Raw genomic sequence first — 22,413 nt, 5'->3', positions numbered from 1 at the left:
TCACCACCACTAGTTAAGTTCTTGTGATACATCCTTCTTTTTAAGTTTTGCATATAAAAGGGTACCAATGAATGGGACGATCAGCACAATCACCATTCCGATGGCAAATGCCCCCCAATATTTCGGAATGATCGAGAAGATTCCTGGAATGCCTCCAACGCCGACTGAACTTGCCAGTACCCCTTGTGAGGCAATAAACATACCAGCTATCCCTGAACTGATCAGGGCAAAAATAAACGGGAATCTATAGCGCAAGTTCACCCCAAACATCGCCGGTTCAGTAATCCCCAAGTAAGCAGAAATACTTGATGTCAGCGAGAGCCCTTTTTGCTTTTCATCTTTTAAGACAAACATCATCGCAAGTGCCGCTGATCCTTGAGCAATATTAGATAGTGCGAGCATTGGCCATAGGAACGTGCCGTGCAGTTTTGAGTTAATCAGCTGAATATCGACAGCTAGGAACGTATGGTGCATGCCTGTAATGACTAACGCTGCATATAATCCACCATATAAAAGGCCGCCAAGTGCTGCGAATTGCTGGAATACAGTGACGAGTCCAGATGTTAATACGTTTCCGATCGCAAATGTAACGGGACCAATGACGATAAATGATAAAAATCCAATGAGTAGTAATGTAATTGGTGCAACAACTAACAACTGAATACTTTCAGGTGTCCGCTTTGTAATAAATAATTCGAGCTTTGCGAGTAAATAGGAGGCGACAAGTATCGGAAGAACCTGCCCTTGGTAACCTACCTTTTGTACTTCAAGTCCAAACAAATTCCAGACAGGAATGTCACCTGTCTTTTCCGCCGCTCCATACCCCCACGCATTCAGCAGATCTGGATGTACAAGCATCAGTCCGAGGACCATCCCTAAAAGCGGATTACCTCCAAACCGCTTGACAGCCGACCAGCCGATTAATGCTGGCAAAAAGGTAAAGGCAGTACCTGCAATCAAGTTGATCATATTTGCTAAATCCGCCCATGCCGGATACACATCCACAATGGATTTTTGATCAAAGAAAATATCAGGAGCTGTTAAAATATTATTAATCCCCATCAATAAACCGGCTGTCACGATAGCTGGAAGGATTGGAATGAAGATATCTGCAAGCGTTTTCACCGCACGCTGCAGTGGATTTAATTTCTGATCAGAGGCACGCTTGACGTCCTCTTTTGTCGCTTCGCCGATTCCCGTCTGTTTGACCATTTCGGAATAAACCCGATTCACCACTCCTTGACCAATGACGACTTGGTATTGGCCATTCGCTGAGAAAGATCCCTTCACTTCATCAATTTGTTCTAGTGCTTTCTCATCCACCTTACCTTCATCTTTTAGCACAAAACGAAGTCTTGTCACACAATGTGTGGCTTGATCAATGTTTTCTTTGCCGCCAATGGCTTTCACAATCTGATCTGCCGCTGTCTGATAATCAGCCATGCTATCCCCTCCGAGACCGTTTTTTTATAAGAAAAAAGAATCAAAACTTGTATATACATGTTCACTTCATATTTTATATTTGTATATACATGTAGTCAACAAGAAAATGTAGCGCTTTCATAAAAAAAGCTCCCTCAATGTGCTCAAAGAGGCAGCGTGTCATCATCTTTTTTTATGCTCCGTTAGTTTTTCGTAGACCCTATTCTTATAAAAGGAGGAGGCTGGTCGAGCAAACGTTTGGCGCTTGGATGTGAGTTCATCAAGGCGTTTTTGTTTTTCCTCACATACGAGAGAGAGTTTTTTTCTTTCTTCTCCATCTATACTCGTTTTCAGTAACTCTTTAACCGTCATTAGTTCTTTTTTCAAAGCTGTTTCTTCCCCGGCAAAGCCAGCATTTTTCATGATTCGATAGCCCATCCTCAGCTCTTCTGGTACATGAGCAGCATCATCCTTTGGCAGAGGTTTCCCAAAGCCTGATAGTCCTTCAAAAGCTCCATGGTCCATCGCCTTTTTGATCCGTTCTTCTGACAATCTCTGCGCAAAATCCATGACACGTCTCCTTTCAGATCGTCTGATATTTTGGTTAAGCATAGCAAAAAAGCTGACTCTCTCACAAGAGCCAGCTTTCTCGTTATTTTTTGTCGATTTTAAAAGTAGATACCATTTGTGCCAAGTCCTCTGACATGTCAGAGAGCTGTTCAATGGCACTTGAAATTTGCTGCATGCCAGCACTTTGCTGTTCTGTTGCTGCCGCTACTTCTTGAGAGCTTGCCGCATGTTCTTCTGACACGACCGAAATTTGTTCAATCGATGTAGAAATTGTTTGATAAGCGCGTTCTACCTGCTTAATAGATTGAAGCAAATTGTTCGTTCTGCTTGCAAATTGAGACACTCCATCATAAATACCAGCGAAGTTCTGCGAGGTGCCTTTCATTTGCTCACGGCCTTCTTCCACTGCTTTACTGCTTTCCTCCACGCTTTCAAGGACACGCTGACTATTTTCCTGTGTGCCAATGACTAAGTCTGAGACCGTTTTAGCTGCATCAGCTGACTGTTCAGCTAACTTACGGACTTCATCAGCCACAACAGCAAATCCTTTTCCTTCTTCTCCTACACGTGCGGCTTCAATAGAAGCATTCAGTGCAAGCAGATTCGTTTGCGCTGAAATGTCCGTAATAATGGAGATGACACTTTCAATTTCTGTTGAATGTGATTGCAATTCTTCTGCCGCCTGCTTTGAGCTTGTCATCATGTCGTGTAACATGTTGAGATGTTCAAGCACATGCTGCACCAATTTTTGACCAGATTCTGACTGCTCTTGTACTTCTGATGAAACAGATTTCATTTCATCCACTTCTTTTGTCACGCCTTCGATTTGAGTATCGATTTCTGCAACAGATGTTGTGCAGTCTGTAATGTTTGCGACTGAATCATTGATTCCTTCACTCATATTCGTCATCGCTTCTGACACTTGTTGTGCACTTTGACTAGATTCTGTTGTCACTGTGCGAAGCTGTGAAGACATTTTCGACACTTCACTTGATGAGTTTGAGATCTTTCCAATAAGCTCTTTGATCCGTCCCTGCATTTTCTGGAAGGAAGCCGCTAATTGACCGATCTCATCTTTACTTTGAACTTCTACCATGCCAGTTAAATCACCATCTGCAATTCGATCTGCTGATTCCATTAATGAACGTGCTGGTTTTGCAATTCTTCTTCCCATGAAGAATGAGAAGAGTAATCCACCGATGAGCACAATCGCAGATGCTACTGTAATATAAATTGTCAGCTTTTTCGTTGTTGCTGGAACAACAGACGCATCTAAGTCAATTCCTAAAATCCCCGTGAGTTCACCGCCTGAATCTTTAATTGGTAAAAAGACGGATTTATGAGTCCCATACGAATCAACGTAAATGTCGCTTTTGACCATTTTATCTTCAGAAAGAGCTTGTTTCATTTCATCTGAAAAGACATAATCTTGATCAAAATCATTGTCTTCCCCTGTTAGTACGATGATTCTTTCTTTGCCGCCCTTATTTGATAACACGTATAAGTTCTCAAGCGTATGATCTTTTTGTAGTTCTGTGAATTTCTTTTTGATCTCCACATAAATAGGATCATCCTTCCCGCTAATGCTAAGGACATTTCCATCAATATTATCGATTTCTTTTTTCGCTGTATCAATATCTGTTGTTAATCGATAATCAAATTGCTTTAATAATTGGGAAGATAAATCCTGGCTAACTAAATAAAATGTTAGAACGAATAATGCAACGGTTGCGAGTAATGTTACGACAACGACTGACATGATTTTGGAGGATATCGTAAGTCCTCCAAACTTCCTTTGTTTCGCCATTTTTTTCTACATCTCCACTCTCAATTTTAATTTAAGCCTCTACACTTTCAAATTGTCCACAAACAGATGCAATCACATCTTTTAAATAAGATACGATATGAGGGATATGCTCCGGTAACGTATAAGGTGAAATCACAAAAAATTTACTCACACTTAGATAGAATTCTTGACCTTCTTTGGCATTGACTTGTAAAAACTTCGTTGTATCGCCAAAGAACATTTCGTCTCTTTTCTCTCCAAGCTTTTCAAAGAGGATTTTGTTCAAATCATTGTTGCGCTCAATTTCCATAGCAGTTGCTTCACCAGACACTTCTTCCTTAAAACGAGGAGAGCCGTCTAGGTAAATTCTAAACAATGTAGCCATTCCGACATTGTCATCATTGACGACTTCTGCTTGTGGAATTTCCTGACGAAGTGCTTCTCTAAATGCAAGGTTCACCTCTAAAAATTGACCGAGCAAGCGCTGGTATCCTTCAATTCCAAACGTTAGCAGCACACTTAGCATGCTGATGGAGCTTCCCATTCTTGAGCATTCCAGTGTATAACCGGTATGGTATTCCCCGTAGCCTCTATGTCCAACGTATGGTGTTTCTTGTTCTTCTAGGTCCAAGCGCTTTAAGTCAGCAGCGTTTTTCACCAAGAATAAACTAGATGTGTACGGTGTTTGTCCGAGCTTTTGAAAGTCAAAGCACATCGTGTCAGCAAGAGAAAGATGCTGGAATTTCGCTTTGATTTCTTTTAGCATACGAAGAACACCGTCTGAGAATTGCAGCGGGTTTTCAGATACATCATACTCATTAAAGAAAGCAAAGAATCCACCAAGCGCCGAATCCGCATGAATATGCGGCACCTTGAGACCATACTCCTCAGCAATGGCTTCTGCCGTTTCACGTACCCCTTTGACATCATCAATTGCAATGGCATCTGTTGTTCCGGTTGTTGCCACAATATAAACGGGAATTCCGCCATTTTGGGCAACACGTTCCATTTGACAACGCAAATCTTCCATATCCATCGAATGATCTTTATTCGTCTTAATTCTGATTAAGTTGTCTGTGCCAAGCCCTGTTGCTTCCATTGACTTAAATAAGCTGTAATGTGCTGCATCAGAACAAAACGCATAAAGATTTTGCGGGACACCTTTTCGTAATGACTCCGGTGCAACTTTCGAAATTGCTAAACGAAGCCCCGAGAAAATAGCCCCTTGACCTCCCCATGTTGTGTAGCCCCCGCTCACATTTGGATCATATCCGATGAGCTTAGACATCATTGAGACCACTCTGACCTCAGCTTCTGCGCCTGCTGGTCCATACACATCCCATAGGTTGTTTCCGTTAACCAGCATAGCCGTCAGCATGCCTAGAATTCCTGGTGTACTTGCCATTGGCAAAATGTTCGTGAAGAAATACTTCGTGTGGTATGGATGATTATGTAAAAGCTTCAGTAATTCTTCATTCACAAGTTCCGCTTGTTGTCCGTTCATCGGAATTTGACTTGTTTCAGTGAGCTTTTTGTAAAAGTCCTCCCCACGATTCTTTTCACCTTTTAGGTGAGCACGGTTCGGATCCTTCAGGTCATCGACCCCTGAAATGATCTGTTCCATTAATTTAATGAGTTCTTTCCGCTCTTCTGCATTTCCGTCCTCACTCGGAAACCAGTTCTGAACGAGGTTCTGTGCTCGTACAGTCATATACTATCAATCCTTTCAATGGAAGATTTCCTGTCACTGTCTATATCGACCCCGTTTCAAAAGTTTATAGTGTCGAACTGTTCGCTTAAGTATATTTAGATAATTTGTTCGCTCGTCAAAACGAATAAAACCCTTACACTACACATCAAAACCTTTATGTTTATGAAGCAATAAAATATATCAATATATTTTCATGAAGGAATTATTATCCAGTGATTTCAGCCATTCATTCCCTCATTTTTTATACTTAACCTGCATAAACATTAATAAACACTGGAAATTCACCTAAAAGCACCATTGTAGAAATCAAATTAATTCTTTAGACTTGTGTCTTTTTACCTGTTTTATTGATATAGCAACAGGAAAATACCAGAATTTTCTGTCAATAATAGGATGAATTTCATAAAAAGTTTTTCGAAGATCGAACATTTCCGATGTCTTCCTATTTTTAGTGCGGACAGGCTGCTTTACCGGCTCACCAGTTATGACTTTTCTATTTGTGCATTTCATGGTATATTCTAATGGTTCGTTTTCTTTCGTTCCGCCTCTTCCGTTTAACGGAGAAAAGGAGTGTTTAAATGAAAACATTTATTCAAAAAAGGGGCCTCGGCTTCTTTGTAATTGCAGCCATCTTGTTATGGCTCAAGACGTATACAGCTTATTTAATCGAATTTAAACTTGGTATATCAAATGTGCTTCAGCATATTTTGCTTTTTGTGAATCCTATTAGCTCCAGCTTGTTCTTTCTTGGCTTTGCTTTATTGTTCAAGAAAAAATGGCAGCCTGCCGCTATCATTGTGATTCACTTTTTCATGTCTTTTTTACTTTACGCAAACATCGTGTACTATCGATTCTTCAATGACTTTATCACGCTGCCTACAGTGATGCAGGCAGGAACGAATGGCGGACAATTAGGTGATAGTGCATTTTCACTCATGCGTTGGACTGATGTGTTTTACTTTCTCGATACCATCATCTTGATCGTACTAGCAGTCCGCATGAAAAGACAGCAGCAAACAAGTACAGCGACTGTACCTGTTCAAAAAACAAAATCGTTTAGACTCGTTCTTGTGTCCTCTGTTCTGATCTTTGTTGTCAACTTAATCGCAGCAGAAATTGATCGCCCAGAGCTTTTATCAAGGTCGTTCGACCGCAATTATTTAGTCAAATACTTGGGTGCTTATAATTTTACGGTGTTTGATGCCATTCAAAATGTGAAATCAAACAGCCAGCGTGCCCTGGCAAATTCAAGTGACGTAACAGATGTAGAGAATTATCTAAAGGCGAACAGCGCTGATCCTAACCCGGCTTATTACGGGAAAGCGAAAGGCATGAACGTCATTACGATTTCTCTTGAATCACTGCAAAACTTTGTCATTGATTACAAGGTGAATGGAAAAGAGGTCACTCCTTTCCTAAATTCATTAGCCCATGACAACAAAACGTTTTATTTTGATAACTTCTTCCATCAAACAGGACAAGGAAAGACATCTGATGCGGAATTTATGATGGATACGGGGCTTTTCCCATTATCACAAGGCTCTGTGTTTATTAACAAAGCTCAAAACACATATCAGGCGCTTCCTGGCATTTTGAAAAAGGACCAATACACGTCCGCTGAATTCCACGGGAATACGAAAACGTTCTGGAACCGAAATGAAATGTTTAAGTCCTTTGGATATGACAGATTTTACGATTCTGAGTACTACGATATGAATGAACAAGATACGAAGAACTATGGATTGAAAGACAAACCGTTCTTCAAAGAATCCATGCCAATGCTTGAAAATCTGAAACAGCCGTTTTATTCAAAATTCATTACGCTGTCAAACCACTTCCCATTTGGTATGGATGAAGGTGATACTGATTTTGAACCTGGCGACTTCGGAGACTCCGTCGTTGATAACTACTTCCAATCTGCTCATTATTTAGATGAAGCCATTGAACAGTTCTTTAATGACTTGAAGACATCTGGTCTCTATGACAATACCGTCGTCATTATGTACGGTGACCATTACGGCATTTCAGAAAACCATAATGAAGCAATGGAAAAAGTGACTGGCGAAAAAATTGGAGACTATGAAAATGCCCAGCTTATGCGTGTGCCGCTCTTTATCCATGTGCCAGGCGTAAAAGGCGGACAGATTCATAAATACTCTGGTGAAGTCGATGTTGCGCCTACTCTTCTCCACCTGCTCGGAGATGATACGAAGAACTATTTAATGTCTGGTTCTGATATCTTATCGAAGAACTTTAAAGAGCTTGTGCCATTTAGAAATGGAGACTTCGTGTCTAAGGACTACACGAAAGTAGGCAACAACTATTACAGCAACAAAACAGGTGAAAAAATCGAGCCGACTGAAAAGGCATCACAAGAAAACGAAACGGTGAAAAAGATGCTAGAGACATCTGATAAGATTGTCACGGAAGATTTACTCCGTTTCTACAAACCTAAAGGCTTTACACCAATTGAACGCAATGATTATGACTACACAAAGAAAGTACAGGATGAAAAAGATTCCTCTTCCGCCAAAGATGAATCCAGCTCGTCTTCCAAATAACTTTCTCATTTAAGGCCCCAGCCGATCCAAGATCAGCTGGGGCTTTTTACGTTTGATCCACATGGCACCGGGTATAGTTGAAGAAGGAGGGATTGATTAATCATGAAAAAAACAGCAGCTTTTGTTGTGACTGCTTCACTCGCTTCTTCCACCTTATTCGGTTTTAGCCCGGCGATTTCAGCGCACGCCATGACCAAAACGGAGACAGAACAGTCCATTCCTCAAGGGCCGAAAGCAGCGCTAAACAGCATTTATCAGCTAGCACATCAAGGACAAATGCCGTACTATGCAGAAGGACTCAAAATAGGGGTTCAAACAAAAAAAGACGTACGACATAAACTAGGACAGCCTTATCCAGAAACCGGTCAAAGCGGCTTTGATTTGTATCATGCTGAGATGGGCAACCCTGGATTTGCTTTTCACTATGACAAAAAAGGCAAGATTAACGAAATCCGTTATTTTGGAACAAATGTAGAAAAAGAAACGAATATCGGAGGAATGACTCCTTCCCTATTAAAGAAACAGCTTGGACCAGCAGATTCAGTCAGCACCATCCCGCAAACAAAAGAGAAAAAATACGTTTATCAGACCGGTGATTATGAGCTCGAATTTATCGTTGGACATGATCCAGATATCAGTCAGCACGAGCTGACTGTGGTGCATATTAACCTCATCAAAGCCGGTTCCTAAATAAAAAGCATCCTGAATTTTTGCTCAGGATGCTTTTCTTTATTATGATGCCACTTCTAAATGCGGCTTTCTTTTCAGTTTTCGCTTAAGGACTGGACCTGCTACATAATCAAGACCAAATTTTCCGGCATTTCCTTTCGCTGCTATGATAAAGACGGCGATCAGAAGAAGAAGCGGGTTAACAGAGACGGTTCCAGCTAGTAAGAAAGAGACATTCATCACGCTTCCAAAAAAGGCTGCCGTTGTTGTGAACAATCCAACAATTAGTCCTAGACCAACTAAGATTTCTCCCCACATGACCATGACACTGAAGAGTCCGGCATTTGGCAACGCGACATTTTCTAAAAACCAAACATAGAACGGATAAACAAGATGTCCATCTTTCACAACAGGTTCAGCTATGGCAAATTGCAAATATCCTGATGCATCGAATCCACCTGTTAGTTTTCCAATACCAGATGTCAGCCAAGTCCATCCGATATAAAGTCTTGCTGCCAAAAGGATAACCGCTGCCCATACATTCGTTTGTAAGAATTTTGTAAACATGATGATGCCTCCTTTTAAATTATGTGAAATATTTCACATTTTCTTTATGATCTTATTATACTATGTAAATATTATTTGTGATCCTTTTCACATATATATTCACAAATTGTTCATGAATATCTAGTCGAGGTAAACTTTTCCCTTGCCATTTCCGTCTAAGTTATTTCAGACAGTAAAAAGGGGTTATATTTAGTATGAAAACCTTATTGCAGAGGATGGGATCTGATCAGGATTGAAGATGATGAGGTAGCTAATGAGACTTTTGAAGTCATTGCGCATTGGCTGTTGGTATCAAGAATTACATAGTTGCTTAGGAAAAGCAGGCTGACTGGAGCCTGCTTTTTTGTCTTTTGTTAATAAAGATCTTATTAATTAAGATTTACTATATTTTTTTCTTTTATTTTTATATTAGATGACTTTTCAGAATCTTGATTTTTCCACTCTATCTCTATTTCTAATTTGTGTCCTTTTATCTTTTCTTCTGGTATGAAATCAAATGTTGTTATATGATCTGGAGCATTTTCAGATTTATCTGTGGCATATTCCGCCAAATCATAGTTGTCATTTTCTTCATATACTTTTCCATCTATTTTTAGTTTTAATGTTTTAATTTTTATTTCTTTTTCTATATTTTTGTTCCCTTTCCAATAAAGTTCCAAATAATAATTTGGACCTATACTTGTTTTGTCACTTCTCGTTAGTTCTGCTTTCCAATACTGATCTTTACTTTCACCCATGAATTTTGGGTAATTGTTTTTCGCATAAATCATTACGCATGTTACAGTAATGAATAGAATGAATATTGTTGATAGAAGAATGACTTTTTTAATTTTCATGTTTTTCTCCTTAAATTTTAATCAAAATAAATACAAATATACCAAAATTATATTTAAAATATAAGGGTGAATGTGATTTTTTTTGCTCCTAATTGTTGAGTCTCCAAAAACAACCGTTTCCTTTCAGGTCGGTTCATCGACCTTTCGTATGCCGCTTGTTATCTCGTTTTTGCTGATTGGCTTTTTTATTTGGGTGGCCGAAAATGTCACGACCTTTTTAGGAGCATGGCAATATCCAAATCAGCAGCATGCTTGGTCTCTCGTCCATCTTGGTAAAATCAGTTCATGGTTTTTACTTGTTGTCATCAGCATTGTACTGGTAATCGAACAGCGAAAACAAAAAAACGTTCAGCCCATTTGAACTGGCTGAACGCTTTTTTTAGTCCCGAGCGACTTCCTTGCGAAGATCATCGGCGACAAATTCGACATTTGTTCCAATGATGATTTGTACGGAAGTTTTTCCTGACGTCAGTACCCCTTTGGCACCTGCTTTTTTCAATGTACCTTCATTTAATAAATTGGTATCTTCTACTGTTAAACGAAGACGGGTTGCACAATGGTCAATTGTGGTGATATTGTCTTTGCCGCCTAGTCCCTCTACGAGCATACTTGCTCCGACAGTATGTGTATCATCACCTGAAATATCTTCGATGTCATCATCTTCCCTGCCCGGTGTTTTTAGCTTTAACAATTTAATTAGGAAATAGAAAACAACAAAGTAAATCACGCCATAGATGACCCCAACCACAAGTAACAGAATGGGCTTTTGCGCAATTCCAAAACTTAAAACGTAATCAATCGCACCGGCTGAAAAAGCGAAACCGCTATGAATGCCTAAGGTGTTGACAATAAAGAGCGAAAGACCAGTTAATATCGCATGAACACCATATAAAAGTGGAGATAAAAACATAAATGAGAATTCAATTGGTTCTGTGATTCCTGTAATAAATGACGTCAGTGCCATTCCAATCATAAGACCGGCTGTTGCTTTTCGTTTTTCAGGCTTTGCGGTCACAACCATCGCGAGACATGCCGCCGGCAGCCCGAACATCATCACTGGGAAGAAACCAGTCATAAAGACACCTGCACTTGGATCTCCTTTGAAGAACCGCGCTAAATCACCTGTTGCTCCGCTGAATTCACCGAATTGAAACCAAAATAGATTATTCAACACATGGTGAAGTCCTAATGGAATGAGCAAGCGGTTAAAGAAGCCAAACAGCCCGGCACCCGTTGCTCCAAGACTTAAAATCCACTCTCCCAAATCATTGATCACACTTTGAATTGGAGGCCATACATATCCAAAAACGGCTGCTAATAGAATGGTAAAAAGTGCTGTCATAATTGGCACAAGCCGTCTTCCACTAAAGAAACCTAAGTATTCCGGCAGTTTCGTGTCCTTAAATTTATTGTAAACGTAACCTGCCAAAAGTCCGCACAAAATACCACCCAATACCCCCATATTGTTGGTCGAATTGATCGACGTGGTACCAGCTGACAAAATAAAATAAGAGATCGCTCCAGATAACGCCGCTGCCCCGTTACCGTCCTTTGAAATACCAATCGCTACACCCATAGCAAAAATTAAAGCCAAATTCGCAAAAATTGCATTTCCTGCCGCATGAATAAACGGGATGTTGAATACATCTTCACGCCCAATAGCCAAAATGATACCCGCTGCAGGAAGCACAGCGATTGGAAGCATAAATGATTTTCCTAACTTTTGAAAAAACTGAAACACCATCTTATTTCTCCCCCCTTCGTCATCATCATGAACAAATCTCTCATGATGTTCATAAAAAATATATCATATGCACATCTAGTTATCTATACCAATTTGTCCACATCTCACCCGAATCTCAGCCTTTACTCTTTTGGCGTAAAATGTGGTAAGCTATTGAATAGAATGAAGTTATAGAAAGCGGGAATGAACAGTGATTGTCAAACATGATCATGAGTTAGAAGCCTTAAAAAAAGTCGGCCGAATTGTCGCTTTGGCAAGAGAAGAAATGAAAAGCCAAGCGAAACCAGGCATGTCTACAAAAGAATTAGATTTGATTGGGAAAAAAATATTAGAAGAGCATGGAGCCAATTCAGCTCCTGAAAAAGAATATGATTTCCCCGGTACGACTTGCATCAGTGTCAATGATGAAGTCGCACATGGCATTCCAAGTGAAAAAACCATTTTACAAGAGGGCGACCTCATTAATATTGATATCTCAGCAGAGCTTGATGGATATTATTCCGATACTGGGATTTCATTCGTTTTAGGTACAGGAGATGCTCGTCTTGAAGCATTATGCCAGTGTGCAGAGGATGCATTCCTTGAAGGATTAAAGCACGCGAAAGCCGGTAAAAGACAAAATCAAATTGGCCGTGCGGTCTACAATACAGCGAAAGAACAAGGATTTACCGTCATTAAGAACTTGACAGGACACGGTATTGGGAAAAGCCTGCATGAAGCACCTAACCATATTTTGAACTATTATGATCCATTCGATAATGCTTTGTTTAAGAATGGGACAGTCATCGCCTTTGAACCTTTCATTTCAACAAATGCTGAATCGATATATCAAGCGGATGACGGCTGGACATTTAAAACACCTGATAAGAGCCTGGTCGCACAGATTGAACATACGATTGTGATCACAAAAGACGAACCGATTATTTTAACAAAGCTGTAAGCAAGCGGGTCCCTTCCTTCACTGGAGGGGATTTTTTCATGCCCGTTTCACGAATCTGTCACGACTAAACAAAAATGCCTGTGGTAAAATAGGCAAAGATATGCGAAAGGGGTCTTATTTGATATGTGGTTCATCATCATCGGTGTTATCTTCTTTATTGAAAGTATTATTTTAACGGTTGTAGGTATTAAGAAAAAACAATCCATGATGACCTACCTCGGTATTGTCATCATGATTATGACAGTCGGCATGATCATTGTTACCCTCAACCCGCCAAATTCATAAATAATTATTTCCAGCATATACTTGGATCATAGGCAGATAGAATCAGTTTTCATTTCTAAACACCTGCACACTTTTCACGTCCTTTTTTGAGATGTTACAATGCAGGCAGTTTCCATTGAAAGGAGTTTTCTATCATGCATTATGGTAGCAAAGGCTGGTATGTCGAAGAATTAAAGAAGCTTGGTGTGACCAAGCATGAAGGAAGAAAGCTTCAAAGCTTTAAAACTTATTTCCTTGCAAATCTTCTTGAGCAAAAGAAAACGAGCTCTTAAATGTTGAAAAGCCGTACATCCATATCAGATGTACGGCTTTTTTATATGGGCTGAACACGTTTTTCTAAAGACTTCCTGACCACATCTGCTAAGGCATCTACTTCAAGAACTGCTTTCAGCCTGTTTTGATCTACTTGACGGTATTTAACTTCATTGACTTCGTGGACAGTGATGGGATGGGGCGCTTTTTCGACTAACACAAGAGCTTCATCAGGAGAGACCATTCCTTCTTTCAGCACACGCAAATAAAAACCGGTATATCCCGTTTGCTGTACTTCCTTCACAAGCTTCATGTTTCCATGCTTAAGAGAGAGCTTCACACATGGCTGTCTTGGCTGGCTGACCTCAACAATCGCTTCCCCAAACTGAAATACATCTCCAATACGGACTTCTGTCTCTACAAGCTGATACACGGTCACGTTCTCACCGAAAGCTGCCTCCTGTAACGCCACTCCTAAAAATTGCTCAAAATAAGTATAGTGGTCATATGGAAAGACGCAAATGGCTTTATCATGACCTCCGTGATGGACCAAATCACCCTGGCCATCTCCATCAAAATTGAGCTTACTCAAATAAACAGGCTCGTGAATACGCTTTTTGTTGATGGCTGTTTTGATTTCTTTACCATTCACATAGGTGGTGATAGGTTGTCCTACTTGAATTCCTTCGATGTCGTACCTTGTCTGCCCCACTCTCGCCATCTCCTTTGATTGTCTGATTGCTTTTATTTTACATGGTTTGACAGTCAAATCATAGTCGGTACGTGAAGGAACGAGGCAGGTTATGTTACGATGAGAAAAAAGGAGAGATGACATTGGTTCATTATCACGCTATTGTAAAAGGACGAGTGCAAGGAGTCGGTTTTCGATATTTTGTTCAAGGAGAAGCCGTCAATCGAGGGATAAAAGGCTGGGTACGCAACACAGATGAGGGTCACGTGGAGTTAAAAGTAGAAGGAGAGCAGCAGGAGGTTTTTGACTTTTTAGAGACCGTCCGTAAAGGCAGTCCTTTTTCAAAAGTCACACATTTTGACATGGAGCCGCTCACCAAGTTCGCCCATTATCAAGACTTTCGGATTAGAGGATAGTTGATGTGTGTCCTTTATTTCACAACAGTAAATGGGTTTGCAACATAATATCCAATCAAGGTTGTACGTGAAGCATCTTTGTAGAGACTCACATGAACATCATAGTTGGCTGATCCACTGTTAGGAAATAATAAACGAGTAGGTGCTGCGAAAGCGTTTTGTCCAGAGATAGACCCTTCGTGTGTAAAGACTGGTGTCACTGGGAAAGTAAGTTTTCGAATAGCAGCTGTATAATAAAGTGTTTCATTTGTTGTTGCGGTCATGTTGACGTTGACCTGAGGATGAAGCGAAGTATAAGTTGAACGATCGGTTGTCATCTTTAAATCAATGACATTCTGAACCATTGTTCCAGTAGTTGCTTTAGCTCTCTCATCACCTAGCGGTAGAAATCCGTTGAAACCGAATACAGCCAAAAATATGAGCAACGTCATTTTTTTCATCTATATTCCCCCTTTTTGATTCCACCGCCATTAAACCATTATTTTCCAAATCAAACAACATTCAAAAGACTCATTTCATACAAAAAAACCTAGCTTTTCGCTAGGCTCTTTCCGTCCCGTGGTAGGGTTTTTCCTGATAAAAATAATTCGGTTTCACGATCGTATTGTCATAGTGACGATGGAAGATATGCGTAGCAGCTGGTGATACTGGCGGAATCAGCCATGTCCAATCACCAGTCAGCTTACGGTCAGCCTTTTCTTCCTGTTTTTCAAATTGTTTGAACTGATGGGCAGCTGTATGATGATCCACAATGGTCACCCCTGCTTCCCGGTAAGAATGAAGAACCGCCACATTCAACTCGACAATGGCTTTGTCCTTCCAAAGTGACGCATTCTTTGTCGTGTCCAGTCCTAAAATAGAAGCAACTTTTTTCAGCATATTGTAGCGGTTTTCGTCAGCTAGATTTCGCGCGCCAATTTCTGTTCCCATATACCATCCATTAAACGGTGCCGCATTGTAATGAATGCCGCCAATTTCTAATTTCATATCAGCAATAATCGGAACAGCATACCATTTCAGTCCTAAATCACCGAATCCATCATATTCAGGATGGGTGATCTCTACCTCTTGAACGATCTCTCTCGGAAGATCATACAGAACCGGCGGCTGATCTTTTAGCTGAAACATAAGTGGCAGAAGGTCAAAATGCGTGCCTTCGCCTTTCCAGCCATGCGCTTCACACAACTTGGTTAATTCAAGTGATGCCTCGTCCCCAATGATGCCATATTCCGACTCATATCCCGCATAACGAACGAGTTGATGATTATAAATAACGACTTCCTTCCGTCCCTTATTCTCTGGTGGGAAGATGGTAATGGACGGTTTGATTTTACCCCCATTTGTCGCATACTCAATATGATGAAAGAGTGCCTCTTTCACCTCATCTTCTGTTGTCACGTGCCGGCAGTCATGCACATGCAGTGTTGACCAAAACAAGCGCCCAATGCACCGGTTGCTGTTGCGCCATGCCATTTTTGCCCCGTGAGCTAATTCCTCCTGCGTATGAGTATACATACCGTCAGACTCAATTTCTTTTTTTATTTCATGCAGACGTGCTGCTTTTTCTTCATTTGACTTGCCTAATTCTTCATAGCATACAGAAATAAAAGCTTCTGCTTCATTCCACAACGCTTCTTGGTTACTCAAACATACTCGCCTCACTTTAATACGAATATATCCATTGTAGCGGTTTCTATTGATAAATTCACTTGTTTCAAACCATTTTTTATCATATCGTGCGACGATTGTCCTTAGACAATGGATGAATCAATGACTTCAAGGGTCTTTTGGAGCCAGCGAACATACCCTTTTTCCCTTTCAATTGCTCTTGTCAGCACTAAATAATGCCCGAATTGTGTTGAATGCAGTGATTGGGCAGATGGATCTTCTTCTGTTAAAACGTTCAGTTTCTGTTCAAGCATCTCTACTTTCTTTGTTCGCTCCTGCAGCTGATGTGAGAAGAGACCGGCCGCTTCTTTTTGATCCATAGATGAGATAAAGAACGTTTTTAACATAAATTCATCTTTTGTTGTGTCTGGAATCGGGCCTTTTTTCCTTAACCACTCATGCAGTTCTCTTTTTCCTGCATCAGTGATTTGATAGACCTTCTTCTCTAGCTTCTTTCCTTGTATGTGAATATCAAATTCAATAAAACCCTCTTCTGTTAGCCGCTTTAATTCAGGGTATATTTGACTATGCTTCGCACTCCAAAACTGTCCAAGGGAATCTTCAAAGTGTTTCTTCATATCGTATCCCGTCAGCTCACGCTGATCTAGTAAGCCAAGAATGGCATATTTCAGTACTCTCATGACATGCCTCCAACGCATATTCTTTGACAATAGTATACCATACACCCTAAAATAAACATGTAAATCATGACATGTTTGAAACAACATTATTTTAATTGAAAGAAGGAATAAACATGGATCAATTCGTTGGACTTCATATGATTTATACGTATGAAAATGGCTGGGAATATGAGATTTACATTAAAAATGATCACACCATTGATTACCGCATTCATAGCGGAATGGTTGGAGGCCGCTGGGTTCGTGATCAAGAAGTGAATATTGTGAAACTGACAAAAGGGGTATACAAAGTTTCCTGGACGGAACCGACTGGGACAGACGTGTCTTTAAACTTTATGCCTGAGGAAAAACGCATGCATGGCGTCATTTTCTTCCCAAAATGGGTGCATGAACGTCCAGATATCACCGTTTGCTATCAAAATGACTATATCGACCTCATGAAAGAATCCCGTGAAAAATATGAAACCTATCCGAAGTATGTCGTACCAGAATTCGCAGACATTACGTACATCCACCATGCTGGGGTAAACGATGAAACGATTATCGCAGAAGCACCGTATGAAGGCATGACCGATGAGATCAGAGCTGGACGAAAATAGAAAAAGCGGCACGCACTGTGCCGCTTCTAGGATGGTTGACAAAGGACTAAAATGAACTTGATTTTAGTCCTTTTTATTTATACCTAACGTCTTTTGAGATAACAAGAATCGGTAAACTGGTAGTTCATCGCCTACTTTCGATGCAATAAAACCTGATGACATATAGCTGTCTTTTGATTCTGGTTCAAGGGCAAGTGACAACAAATTGGTCTCTGGCTGTGCAGTCACATATACCTTTGTTCCTTTTGGCAGTTGACGTTTCTTTTCAACGAGTCTCGTTTCAAGCTGAATATCTGTTTTGCTTGTTTCCGCTCGTTTTGTCACCTCATAGGCTTGAACTGGTACTTTCATGCCAACTGGCAAAGTCACACTTTTCAGCCCTAAAGTTCTAAGTTTTCGATCTACCCCTTCATGTCCAGGGAGAATGAGATAAGCTGTTGGCCGTTCTCTTGTCAATACAGGAACCGCATCACTTGCACTATGAAAACGCACTGGGACATTGGTGGTTTGTCCTTTCTCAATATCCACCATTTCAAGTGAATCGTTCACAGGCGCCTTGAAAGCATCTTGAATGACCACTTGATCATCATCGTTTGATTGAAGACCTTTTTTCACAAGTTTCAGCCGCTCCGTCACCATTTGCTGCTTCACCTGCTTAGCATGCTTCACTGTTGTCTCAATGATTTTTTCATGAGTGGTGACTTGTGCTGCCACACGCCGAGTAAAGTCCTCTCTGCCAATTCCAATCCCCCTACTTTCTACAAGAAATGATAAAGCTGGTGAAAGCGCCAGGGCATTTCGGCCAATTCGTGCATCGGTTCCGCCTTCATAAAGGTCGATCTTTCCGTCCTTCCCTCTTGTGTTTGTATAATATAAATCGTTGGAAAATCCTTTATTCGTCAATGTTTCACGTACTCCGTTGACGTACAATTCATTTGACGTGAAACGAATGCTTTCAGGAATGTTCAAATTCTTACCGGATAATATCAGCAAATCGTGATACTTGAGAGCACCTGATGCACCGATATCTTCAAACTGCTTTTGACCGACATCATATTCATGGGCATCAATGACGACCTCGGGCGCATAGCGATTAAATTCTTGATGAAGGGCTGTCAGCTCTGGAGATTCTAGTGTCATGTGGTCACGGTTGCCATCCATTCCGTTTGCAAGCCTGCGGTCAAATGCATAAGAACCATCTGGGTTGATTCTTGGGACAATGATGACGTTGACATGGCTCAGTATGCGCTCTCCTTCATCACCTGCTAGTCGTTTAGCGATGACAAGGGCAGATTCACCGGAGGCTGGTTCATTTCCATGTATTTGTGCTTGAAGCCAGATCGTTGGCTTTTTTGACAGTGGAGAGATGTGACGATCCTTTGTAAAATAGAGGGCTGGAATGGACCTGCCTTCAATGGATGTTCCAATCTGTTTCTGCGTGGCGTAAGGACTTTTACTGACAATGTCACGTAAAAAATCTTGAAGCTCTTCTTGTGTGGTAAATACTTTTCCTTTTTTCTGAAAAGCAGGGGTATCAAACGTTTCGTCAGGCTCAGGATACAGTTTTTGAACCGAGGCTGGCTGCTCATAGCTTTTTCCATAATAAGGGGTCTCTGCATTCGCTGAAGCTGGGGTCACCATCGACAAACTTCCTGCCATGAGGCATACAGCAGCAAAAAGAATGGTACTTTTCTGTTTGGACATGCTATCCTCTCCCTTCGTTGATTTGCATTATAAAGAAAAAAACAGCAAAAGTGTCAGCATTTTTCAAAAATATATCTTTTGGAGGAATCATGTATGGCTTTATATAGGGCAAATGAATGGAGCTTGCCCTGCAATAGGACCTAAAAAAGAGCGCCTGCATAAGCAGCAGACACTCTTCTCATTACCAGATCGAAATGGCCCCAATGAGAACCGCCATCACTGTCATGGCGACGACTGCAAGAACCGCCCATTTCATGCCAAATTTCTGATGCTGATCTAGTGATACCCCAACGAGTCCAACAAGTAAATGAGTCGATGGAACAAGTGGGCTTAACATATGAATCGGCTGACCAATGATAGATGCTCTCGCAATCTCAATTTTATCGACACCGTATGCTGCCGCTGTTTCTGATAGGATCGGCAGTACCCCATAAAAGTATGCATCATTCGGCATAAAGAAAGTGAAGATCCCGCTTGTTAGCGCGACAATGACTGGAATAAACCCGCCAAGCTGCTCTGGAATAGCTGAAACAATCGAAATCGCCATTTCATCAACCATTTTCGTCCCAGTTAAGATGCCTGTAAAAACACCTGCCGCAAAAATCATCGAAGCAATCGCCAAAACATTTGTTGAATGAGCCGCAATCCGCTCACGCTGCTGCTCTAAATTCGGATAGTTCACGATAATGGCAACACAGAAGGCAAGAACAAACAGAACCGTTAAGCTTACTTTTCCTGACACAAGCAAGAGAACCAATAGCAAAGTCAGTGTCAGGTTAAACCACCAAAGTTTCGGTCGCTTAATATCATCTTGCAGAGCCGCTGCCATTTCATTGGCATGAATCGGCTGTTCGAGCTCAATAACACCAAGACGTTTTCTTTCAGACTTCCCAAGAAAGTATGCCACCACAATCATGCTCAAAACCCCTGCGCCAATGACTGGAATCATCGGGCCAAATAAAAGTGATGGATCAACGCCAAGTGCACTTGCCGCTCTAGGTGTTGCCCCTCCCCATGGAATCGTATTCATAATCCCCATGCCGACTCCGGCGATACCCGCTAAAATAATCGGACGAATGCCAAGCAGTGTAAATAACGGAAGCATGGCTGTTGTTGTAATCATGTACGTTGTGGTTCCATCACCGTCAAGTGCGACAAGCATCGTCAGGACAGCTGTTCCGACAACAATTTTTAATGGATCGCCTTTGACGATGTTTAAAATTTTTGCCACCATCGGATCAAATAAACCTGCATCAATCATAATCCCGAAGTACAAAATGGCAAACATGATCATGACCGCCGTTGGTGCAACTTGCTGTACACCTTTGACAATCATGTCTGAAATTTCTGTAAAATGAAAACCTGCAATAAGAGCAAATGCAATCGGTGTTAATACCAATGCCGTTAGAACAGACATACGTTTCGTCATAATTAAAACCATAAATACAACCATCATAAGAAATCCTAAGATCGCTAACATTTTGTTCACCCCTTATGTTGTATACGCTTTCATTAAATGTTGGTATCCCATTTCCAACCCTTTCTGTCATGATATCTGACGCCTGAATTGAAGTAAATATTATGAATTTTAATTCTTTTTTGGTCGATAAATGCTTTTTGTTCATTTTGTGCAATCGTTGTTGTTTGTTGCTTCCATGAAAAAAAGCGGTCTCATTTGACCGCTTGTTCTCCTTGTATAAATTGCTCATATCGCCTTAATTGATCTTCCATAAAGACCTTTGCTTCTTTACTGTTCATATAACGGCTTGTCCAGCCTTTTTGTTTTAACTGATTTTTCCATGACTTCGTTTGCGTCATTTTTTGAAGAAGCTGATCCCATGCTCGAATGTCGTGCTGATTCATTTGCTTTGGTCCCATCACACCACGCCAATGAGAGAAGATGAGCGGAATCCCCTGTTCTTTCCAAGTGGGCACGTCTTTGAATCCTTCTAAACGCTGATTCGTTGTGGTCGCAACAAGCTTCAGTCTTTTCTTTTCATAATCATGGCGAACCTCCGTAATGGTCGTAGTTGCCGCATCCACCTCATGGTCAATGAGTGCTTGGAATAAATCATCTGCACTATCAAATTTTAAAAACTGAATGCGGTACGGATCAATTCCTGCCATTTCGGCAGCCCGTGCGAATGAGATTTGATCATCATTTCCAAAGTCCGGGGCAAACCCAATTTTTAAGGAATCTGGTTTCTTTTTTAATGCGTGTAATAGCTCTTTTCCATTTGAGAAAGGAGAATCAACTGGCACTGCGACTACCTGCCACTCTTCCGCAAGAATAGCAAGCGGGGTGACATCATTCATGGTCACGTTACTGCTGCCCAGCAAATTACGGCTTAATAATAAGCTTGAATTTAAACTGATATAATTGGCATCTCGCTCCATCATATAGGTCCATCCTTTATCAACCGTTCCACCTCTTTGATAAAGAATATGCACAGGCTCCTTCACCAGCTTTTCTTGTTCTAGTACGGTTTTCATCACTTGAGCTGTTTGGTCAAATCCGCCATCAGGTACACCTGATACCACAATATATAATGGGCTGTGCTTCAGGAAAGAATCTTTTGCTGTTTTTTCATTAAAGGTGAGCGTTGTACAAAGGCAGACCAAAATGAGTAAGAGTATTCCTTTTTTCATTTTTATGACTCCGTTTGTTTTTTGGCGGGATAATATTTTCGTTCTGGTCTACCAATGATTCCATACGCCAGCTCTGCCCGGCATTCTCCCGTTGTCACAAGATACTCTACGTATCGTCTTGCTGTTGTACGTGATGCGCCCATTTTTTCTCCGAGTTCTTCCGCTGTAATTCCGTTCATCTCTGCTGCCATGAATGTTTTCACTTTGTCCAAAGTCAGTGAATTAATGCCTGTTGGCAAGTCTCGCTCATCCTTTTGCTGCGATTCTTCCTGTATTTGACCAAAAAACAGATCAATCATCGTTTGATTGACTTCCTCTTTTGAATTGATTAACTCTCTCTTCTCTTTATATTCGGTTAAAACCTGCGTGAATTTTTGGGCGGTCACTGGTTTGATTAAATAATGAACGACTCCATAATGCAATGCGTCTCTTAACAGCATCGTTTCCGTTGCAGCCGTGATAATGATCACATCCACTTCAGGATGGCGCTCTCTTAACAGCGGCAAAAGGTTCGTGCCGAGCTCATCAGGCATGTAGACATCAAGTAAAATGAGATCCACTTGTTCTTTTTGAAGTGCCTCCCACAGATCCTTTGCACTCTTTGCCTTGCCGGCCACTTGAAAGCCTTGTACCTTTTGTATATAAGATTCATGAATCGCAGCGATTCGAAAATCATCTTCCGCAATGAGTACCTTTATCACA

General features: G+C 40.9%; 22 protein-coding genes and 1 pseudogene. 8 read left to right on the top strand and 15 right to left on the bottom strand.

What is annotated here, in order from left to right:
* Positions 1-9: 9 nt before the first annotated feature.
* The 4 genes from treP to NSQ64_RS04440 all read right to left on the bottom strand — a co-directional run bounded on the left by treP (position 10) and on the right by NSQ64_RS04440 (position 5,489).
* The gene (treP, locus tag NSQ64_RS04455; RefSeq protein ID WP_341015282.1) at positions 10-1,443 is read right to left on the bottom strand and encodes a PTS system trehalose-specific EIIBC component; all 1,434 of its coding nucleotides are present in this window, start codon (positions 1,441-1,443) and stop codon (positions 10-12) included.
* 162 nt (positions 1,444-1,605) lie between these two features.
* Positions 1,606-1,992, bottom strand: a complete 387-nt coding sequence (locus NSQ64_RS04450) for a DnaJ family domain-containing protein (RefSeq protein WP_035391356.1) — start codon at positions 1,990-1,992, stop codon at positions 1,606-1,608.
* A gap of 82 nt (positions 1,993-2,074) precedes the next feature.
* The gene (locus tag NSQ64_RS04445; RefSeq protein WP_243173170.1) at positions 2,075-3,799 is read right to left on the bottom strand and encodes a methyl-accepting chemotaxis protein; all 1,725 of its coding nucleotides are present in this window, start codon (positions 3,797-3,799) and stop codon (positions 2,075-2,077) included.
* A 31-nt stretch (positions 3,800-3,830) separates the two neighbouring features.
* A complete protein-coding gene (locus tag NSQ64_RS04440) occupies positions 3,831-5,489 on the bottom strand; it encodes a pyridoxal phosphate-dependent decarboxylase family protein (RefSeq protein WP_341015279.1) in 1,659 nt (552 codons plus the stop codon).
* A 578-nt stretch (positions 5,490-6,067) separates the two neighbouring features.
* Between NSQ64_RS04440 and NSQ64_RS04435 the strand changes: the two genes are divergently transcribed.
* Both NSQ64_RS04435 and NSQ64_RS04430 read left to right on the top strand, forming a co-directional pair.
* Positions 6,068-8,050: an LTA synthase family protein gene (locus tag NSQ64_RS04435; RefSeq protein WP_341015277.1), complete on the top strand. Its 1,983-nt coding sequence runs from the start codon at positions 6,068-6,070 to the stop codon at positions 8,048-8,050.
* A gap of 102 nt (positions 8,051-8,152) precedes the next feature.
* On the top strand, positions 8,153-8,740 hold the full coding sequence (locus NSQ64_RS04430) for a YjgB family protein (RefSeq protein ID WP_341015275.1): 588 nt from the start codon (positions 8,153-8,155) through the stop codon (positions 8,738-8,740).
* Positions 8,741-8,782: 42 nt separating this feature from the next.
* Here the strand turns inward: NSQ64_RS04430 and NSQ64_RS04425 are convergent, their stop codons facing one another.
* A complete protein-coding gene (locus NSQ64_RS04425) occupies positions 8,783-9,286 on the bottom strand; it encodes a DoxX family protein (RefSeq protein ID WP_017366814.1) in 504 nt (167 codons plus the stop codon).
* Positions 9,287-9,654: 368 nt separating this feature from the next.
* Complete coding sequence (locus NSQ64_RS04420) at positions 9,655-10,122, bottom strand: DUF4944 domain-containing protein (RefSeq protein ID WP_326377200.1); 468 nt, start codon at positions 10,120-10,122, stop codon at positions 9,655-9,657.
* An 82-nt stretch (positions 10,123-10,204) separates the two neighbouring features.
* Here NSQ64_RS04420 and NSQ64_RS04415 point away from each other — a divergent pair.
* Positions 10,205-10,483 (top strand): annotated as a pseudogene (locus NSQ64_RS04415) (DUF817 family protein); the annotation flags it as partial.
* 18 nt (positions 10,484-10,501) lie between these two features.
* Here the strand turns inward: NSQ64_RS04415 and nagE are convergent.
* Complete coding sequence (gene nagE, locus NSQ64_RS04410) at positions 10,502-11,866, bottom strand: N-acetylglucosamine-specific PTS transporter subunit IIBC (RefSeq protein ID WP_341015270.1); 1,365 nt, start codon at positions 11,864-11,866, stop codon at positions 10,502-10,504.
* Between the two features lie 190 nt (positions 11,867-12,056).
* Between nagE and map the strand changes: the two genes are divergently transcribed.
* The 3 genes from map (at position 12,057) to NSQ64_RS04395 (ending at position 13,363) form a co-directional block, all read left to right on the top strand.
* On the top strand, positions 12,057-12,806 hold the full coding sequence (map, locus tag NSQ64_RS04405; protein WP_008341769.1) for a type I methionyl aminopeptidase: 750 nt from the start codon (positions 12,057-12,059) through the stop codon (positions 12,804-12,806).
* A 123-nt stretch (positions 12,807-12,929) separates the two neighbouring features.
* Positions 12,930-13,091 (top strand): hypothetical protein, encoded by a 162-nt coding sequence (locus tag NSQ64_RS04400; protein WP_008341770.1) that lies wholly within the window; start codon positions 12,930-12,932, stop codon positions 13,089-13,091.
* A gap of 134 nt (positions 13,092-13,225) precedes the next feature.
* The gene (locus NSQ64_RS04395) at positions 13,226-13,363 is read left to right on the top strand and encodes a YflJ family protein (protein WP_008341771.1); all 138 of its coding nucleotides are present in this window, start codon (positions 13,226-13,228) and stop codon (positions 13,361-13,363) included.
* Positions 13,364-13,404: 41 nt separating this feature from the next.
* On the opposite strand, the gene NSQ64_RS04390 is transcribed toward NSQ64_RS04395, so the two are convergent.
* On the bottom strand, positions 13,405-14,055 hold the full coding sequence (locus tag NSQ64_RS04390) for an MOSC domain-containing protein (protein WP_341015266.1): 651 nt from the start codon (positions 14,053-14,055) through the stop codon (positions 13,405-13,407).
* Positions 14,056-14,177: 122 nt separating this feature from the next.
* On the opposite strand from NSQ64_RS04390, the gene NSQ64_RS04385 reads away from it, so the two are divergent.
* On the top strand, positions 14,178-14,450 hold the full coding sequence (locus NSQ64_RS04385; protein WP_061418328.1) for an acylphosphatase: 273 nt from the start codon (positions 14,178-14,180) through the stop codon (positions 14,448-14,450).
* 14 nt (positions 14,451-14,464) lie between these two features.
* Here the strand turns inward: NSQ64_RS04385 and NSQ64_RS04380 are convergent, their stop codons facing one another.
* The 3 genes from NSQ64_RS04380 to NSQ64_RS04370 all read right to left on the bottom strand — a co-directional run bounded on the left by NSQ64_RS04380 (position 14,465) and on the right by NSQ64_RS04370 (position 16,759).
* A complete protein-coding gene (locus tag NSQ64_RS04380) occupies positions 14,465-14,890 on the bottom strand; it encodes a hypothetical protein (RefSeq protein WP_341015262.1) in 426 nt (141 codons plus the stop codon).
* Positions 14,891-14,990: 100 nt separating this feature from the next.
* Positions 14,991-16,097 carry a nitric oxide synthase oxygenase gene (locus NSQ64_RS04375; protein WP_047946767.1) on the bottom strand — a complete coding sequence of 369 codons (1,107 nt, stop codon included), beginning with the start codon at positions 16,095-16,097 and terminating at the stop codon, positions 14,991-14,993.
* A gap of 104 nt (positions 16,098-16,201) precedes the next feature.
* Positions 16,202-16,759 (bottom strand): PadR family transcriptional regulator, encoded by a 558-nt coding sequence (locus tag NSQ64_RS04370; RefSeq protein ID WP_039168079.1) that lies wholly within the window; start codon positions 16,757-16,759, stop codon positions 16,202-16,204.
* 113 nt (positions 16,760-16,872) lie between these two features.
* Between NSQ64_RS04370 and NSQ64_RS04365 the strand changes: the two genes are divergently transcribed.
* The gene (locus NSQ64_RS04365) at positions 16,873-17,358 is read left to right on the top strand and encodes a phenolic acid decarboxylase (protein WP_008341777.1); all 486 of its coding nucleotides are present in this window, start codon (positions 16,873-16,875) and stop codon (positions 17,356-17,358) included.
* Between the two features lie 63 nt (positions 17,359-17,421).
* On the opposite strand, the gene NSQ64_RS04360 is transcribed toward NSQ64_RS04365, so the two are convergent.
* The 4 genes from NSQ64_RS04360 to NSQ64_RS04345 all read right to left on the bottom strand — a co-directional run bounded on the left by NSQ64_RS04360 (position 17,422) and on the right by NSQ64_RS04345 (position 22,412).
* Complete coding sequence (locus NSQ64_RS04360) at positions 17,422-19,062, bottom strand: M14 family metallopeptidase (protein WP_061418322.1); 1,641 nt, start codon at positions 19,060-19,062, stop codon at positions 17,422-17,424.
* 181 nt (positions 19,063-19,243) lie between these two features.
* On the bottom strand, positions 19,244-20,542 hold the full coding sequence (locus NSQ64_RS04355) for a citrate:proton symporter (protein ID WP_024719341.1): 1,299 nt from the start codon (positions 20,540-20,542) through the stop codon (positions 19,244-19,246).
* A 191-nt stretch (positions 20,543-20,733) separates the two neighbouring features.
* Positions 20,734-21,711, bottom strand: coding sequence for a tripartite tricarboxylate transporter substrate-binding protein (locus tag NSQ64_RS04350; RefSeq protein WP_268418173.1), 978 nt, complete (start codon positions 21,709-21,711; stop codon positions 20,734-20,736).
* A gap of 2 nt (positions 21,712-21,713) precedes the next feature.
* The gene (locus NSQ64_RS04345; protein ID WP_025206910.1) at positions 21,714-22,412 is read right to left on the bottom strand and encodes a response regulator; all 699 of its coding nucleotides are present in this window, start codon (positions 22,410-22,412) and stop codon (positions 21,714-21,716) included.
* Between the last annotated feature and the right edge of the window lies 1 nt (position 22,413).

The sequence above is a fragment of the Bacillus sp. FSL W8-0183 genome (assembly GCF_038006825.1).
Classification (GTDB): Bacteria; Bacillota; Bacilli; order Bacillales; family Bacillaceae; genus Bacillus; species Bacillus altitudinis.
Note: the sequence above shows the minus strand (reverse complement) of the source record. Positions and strands in the feature narration are given on the sequence as shown.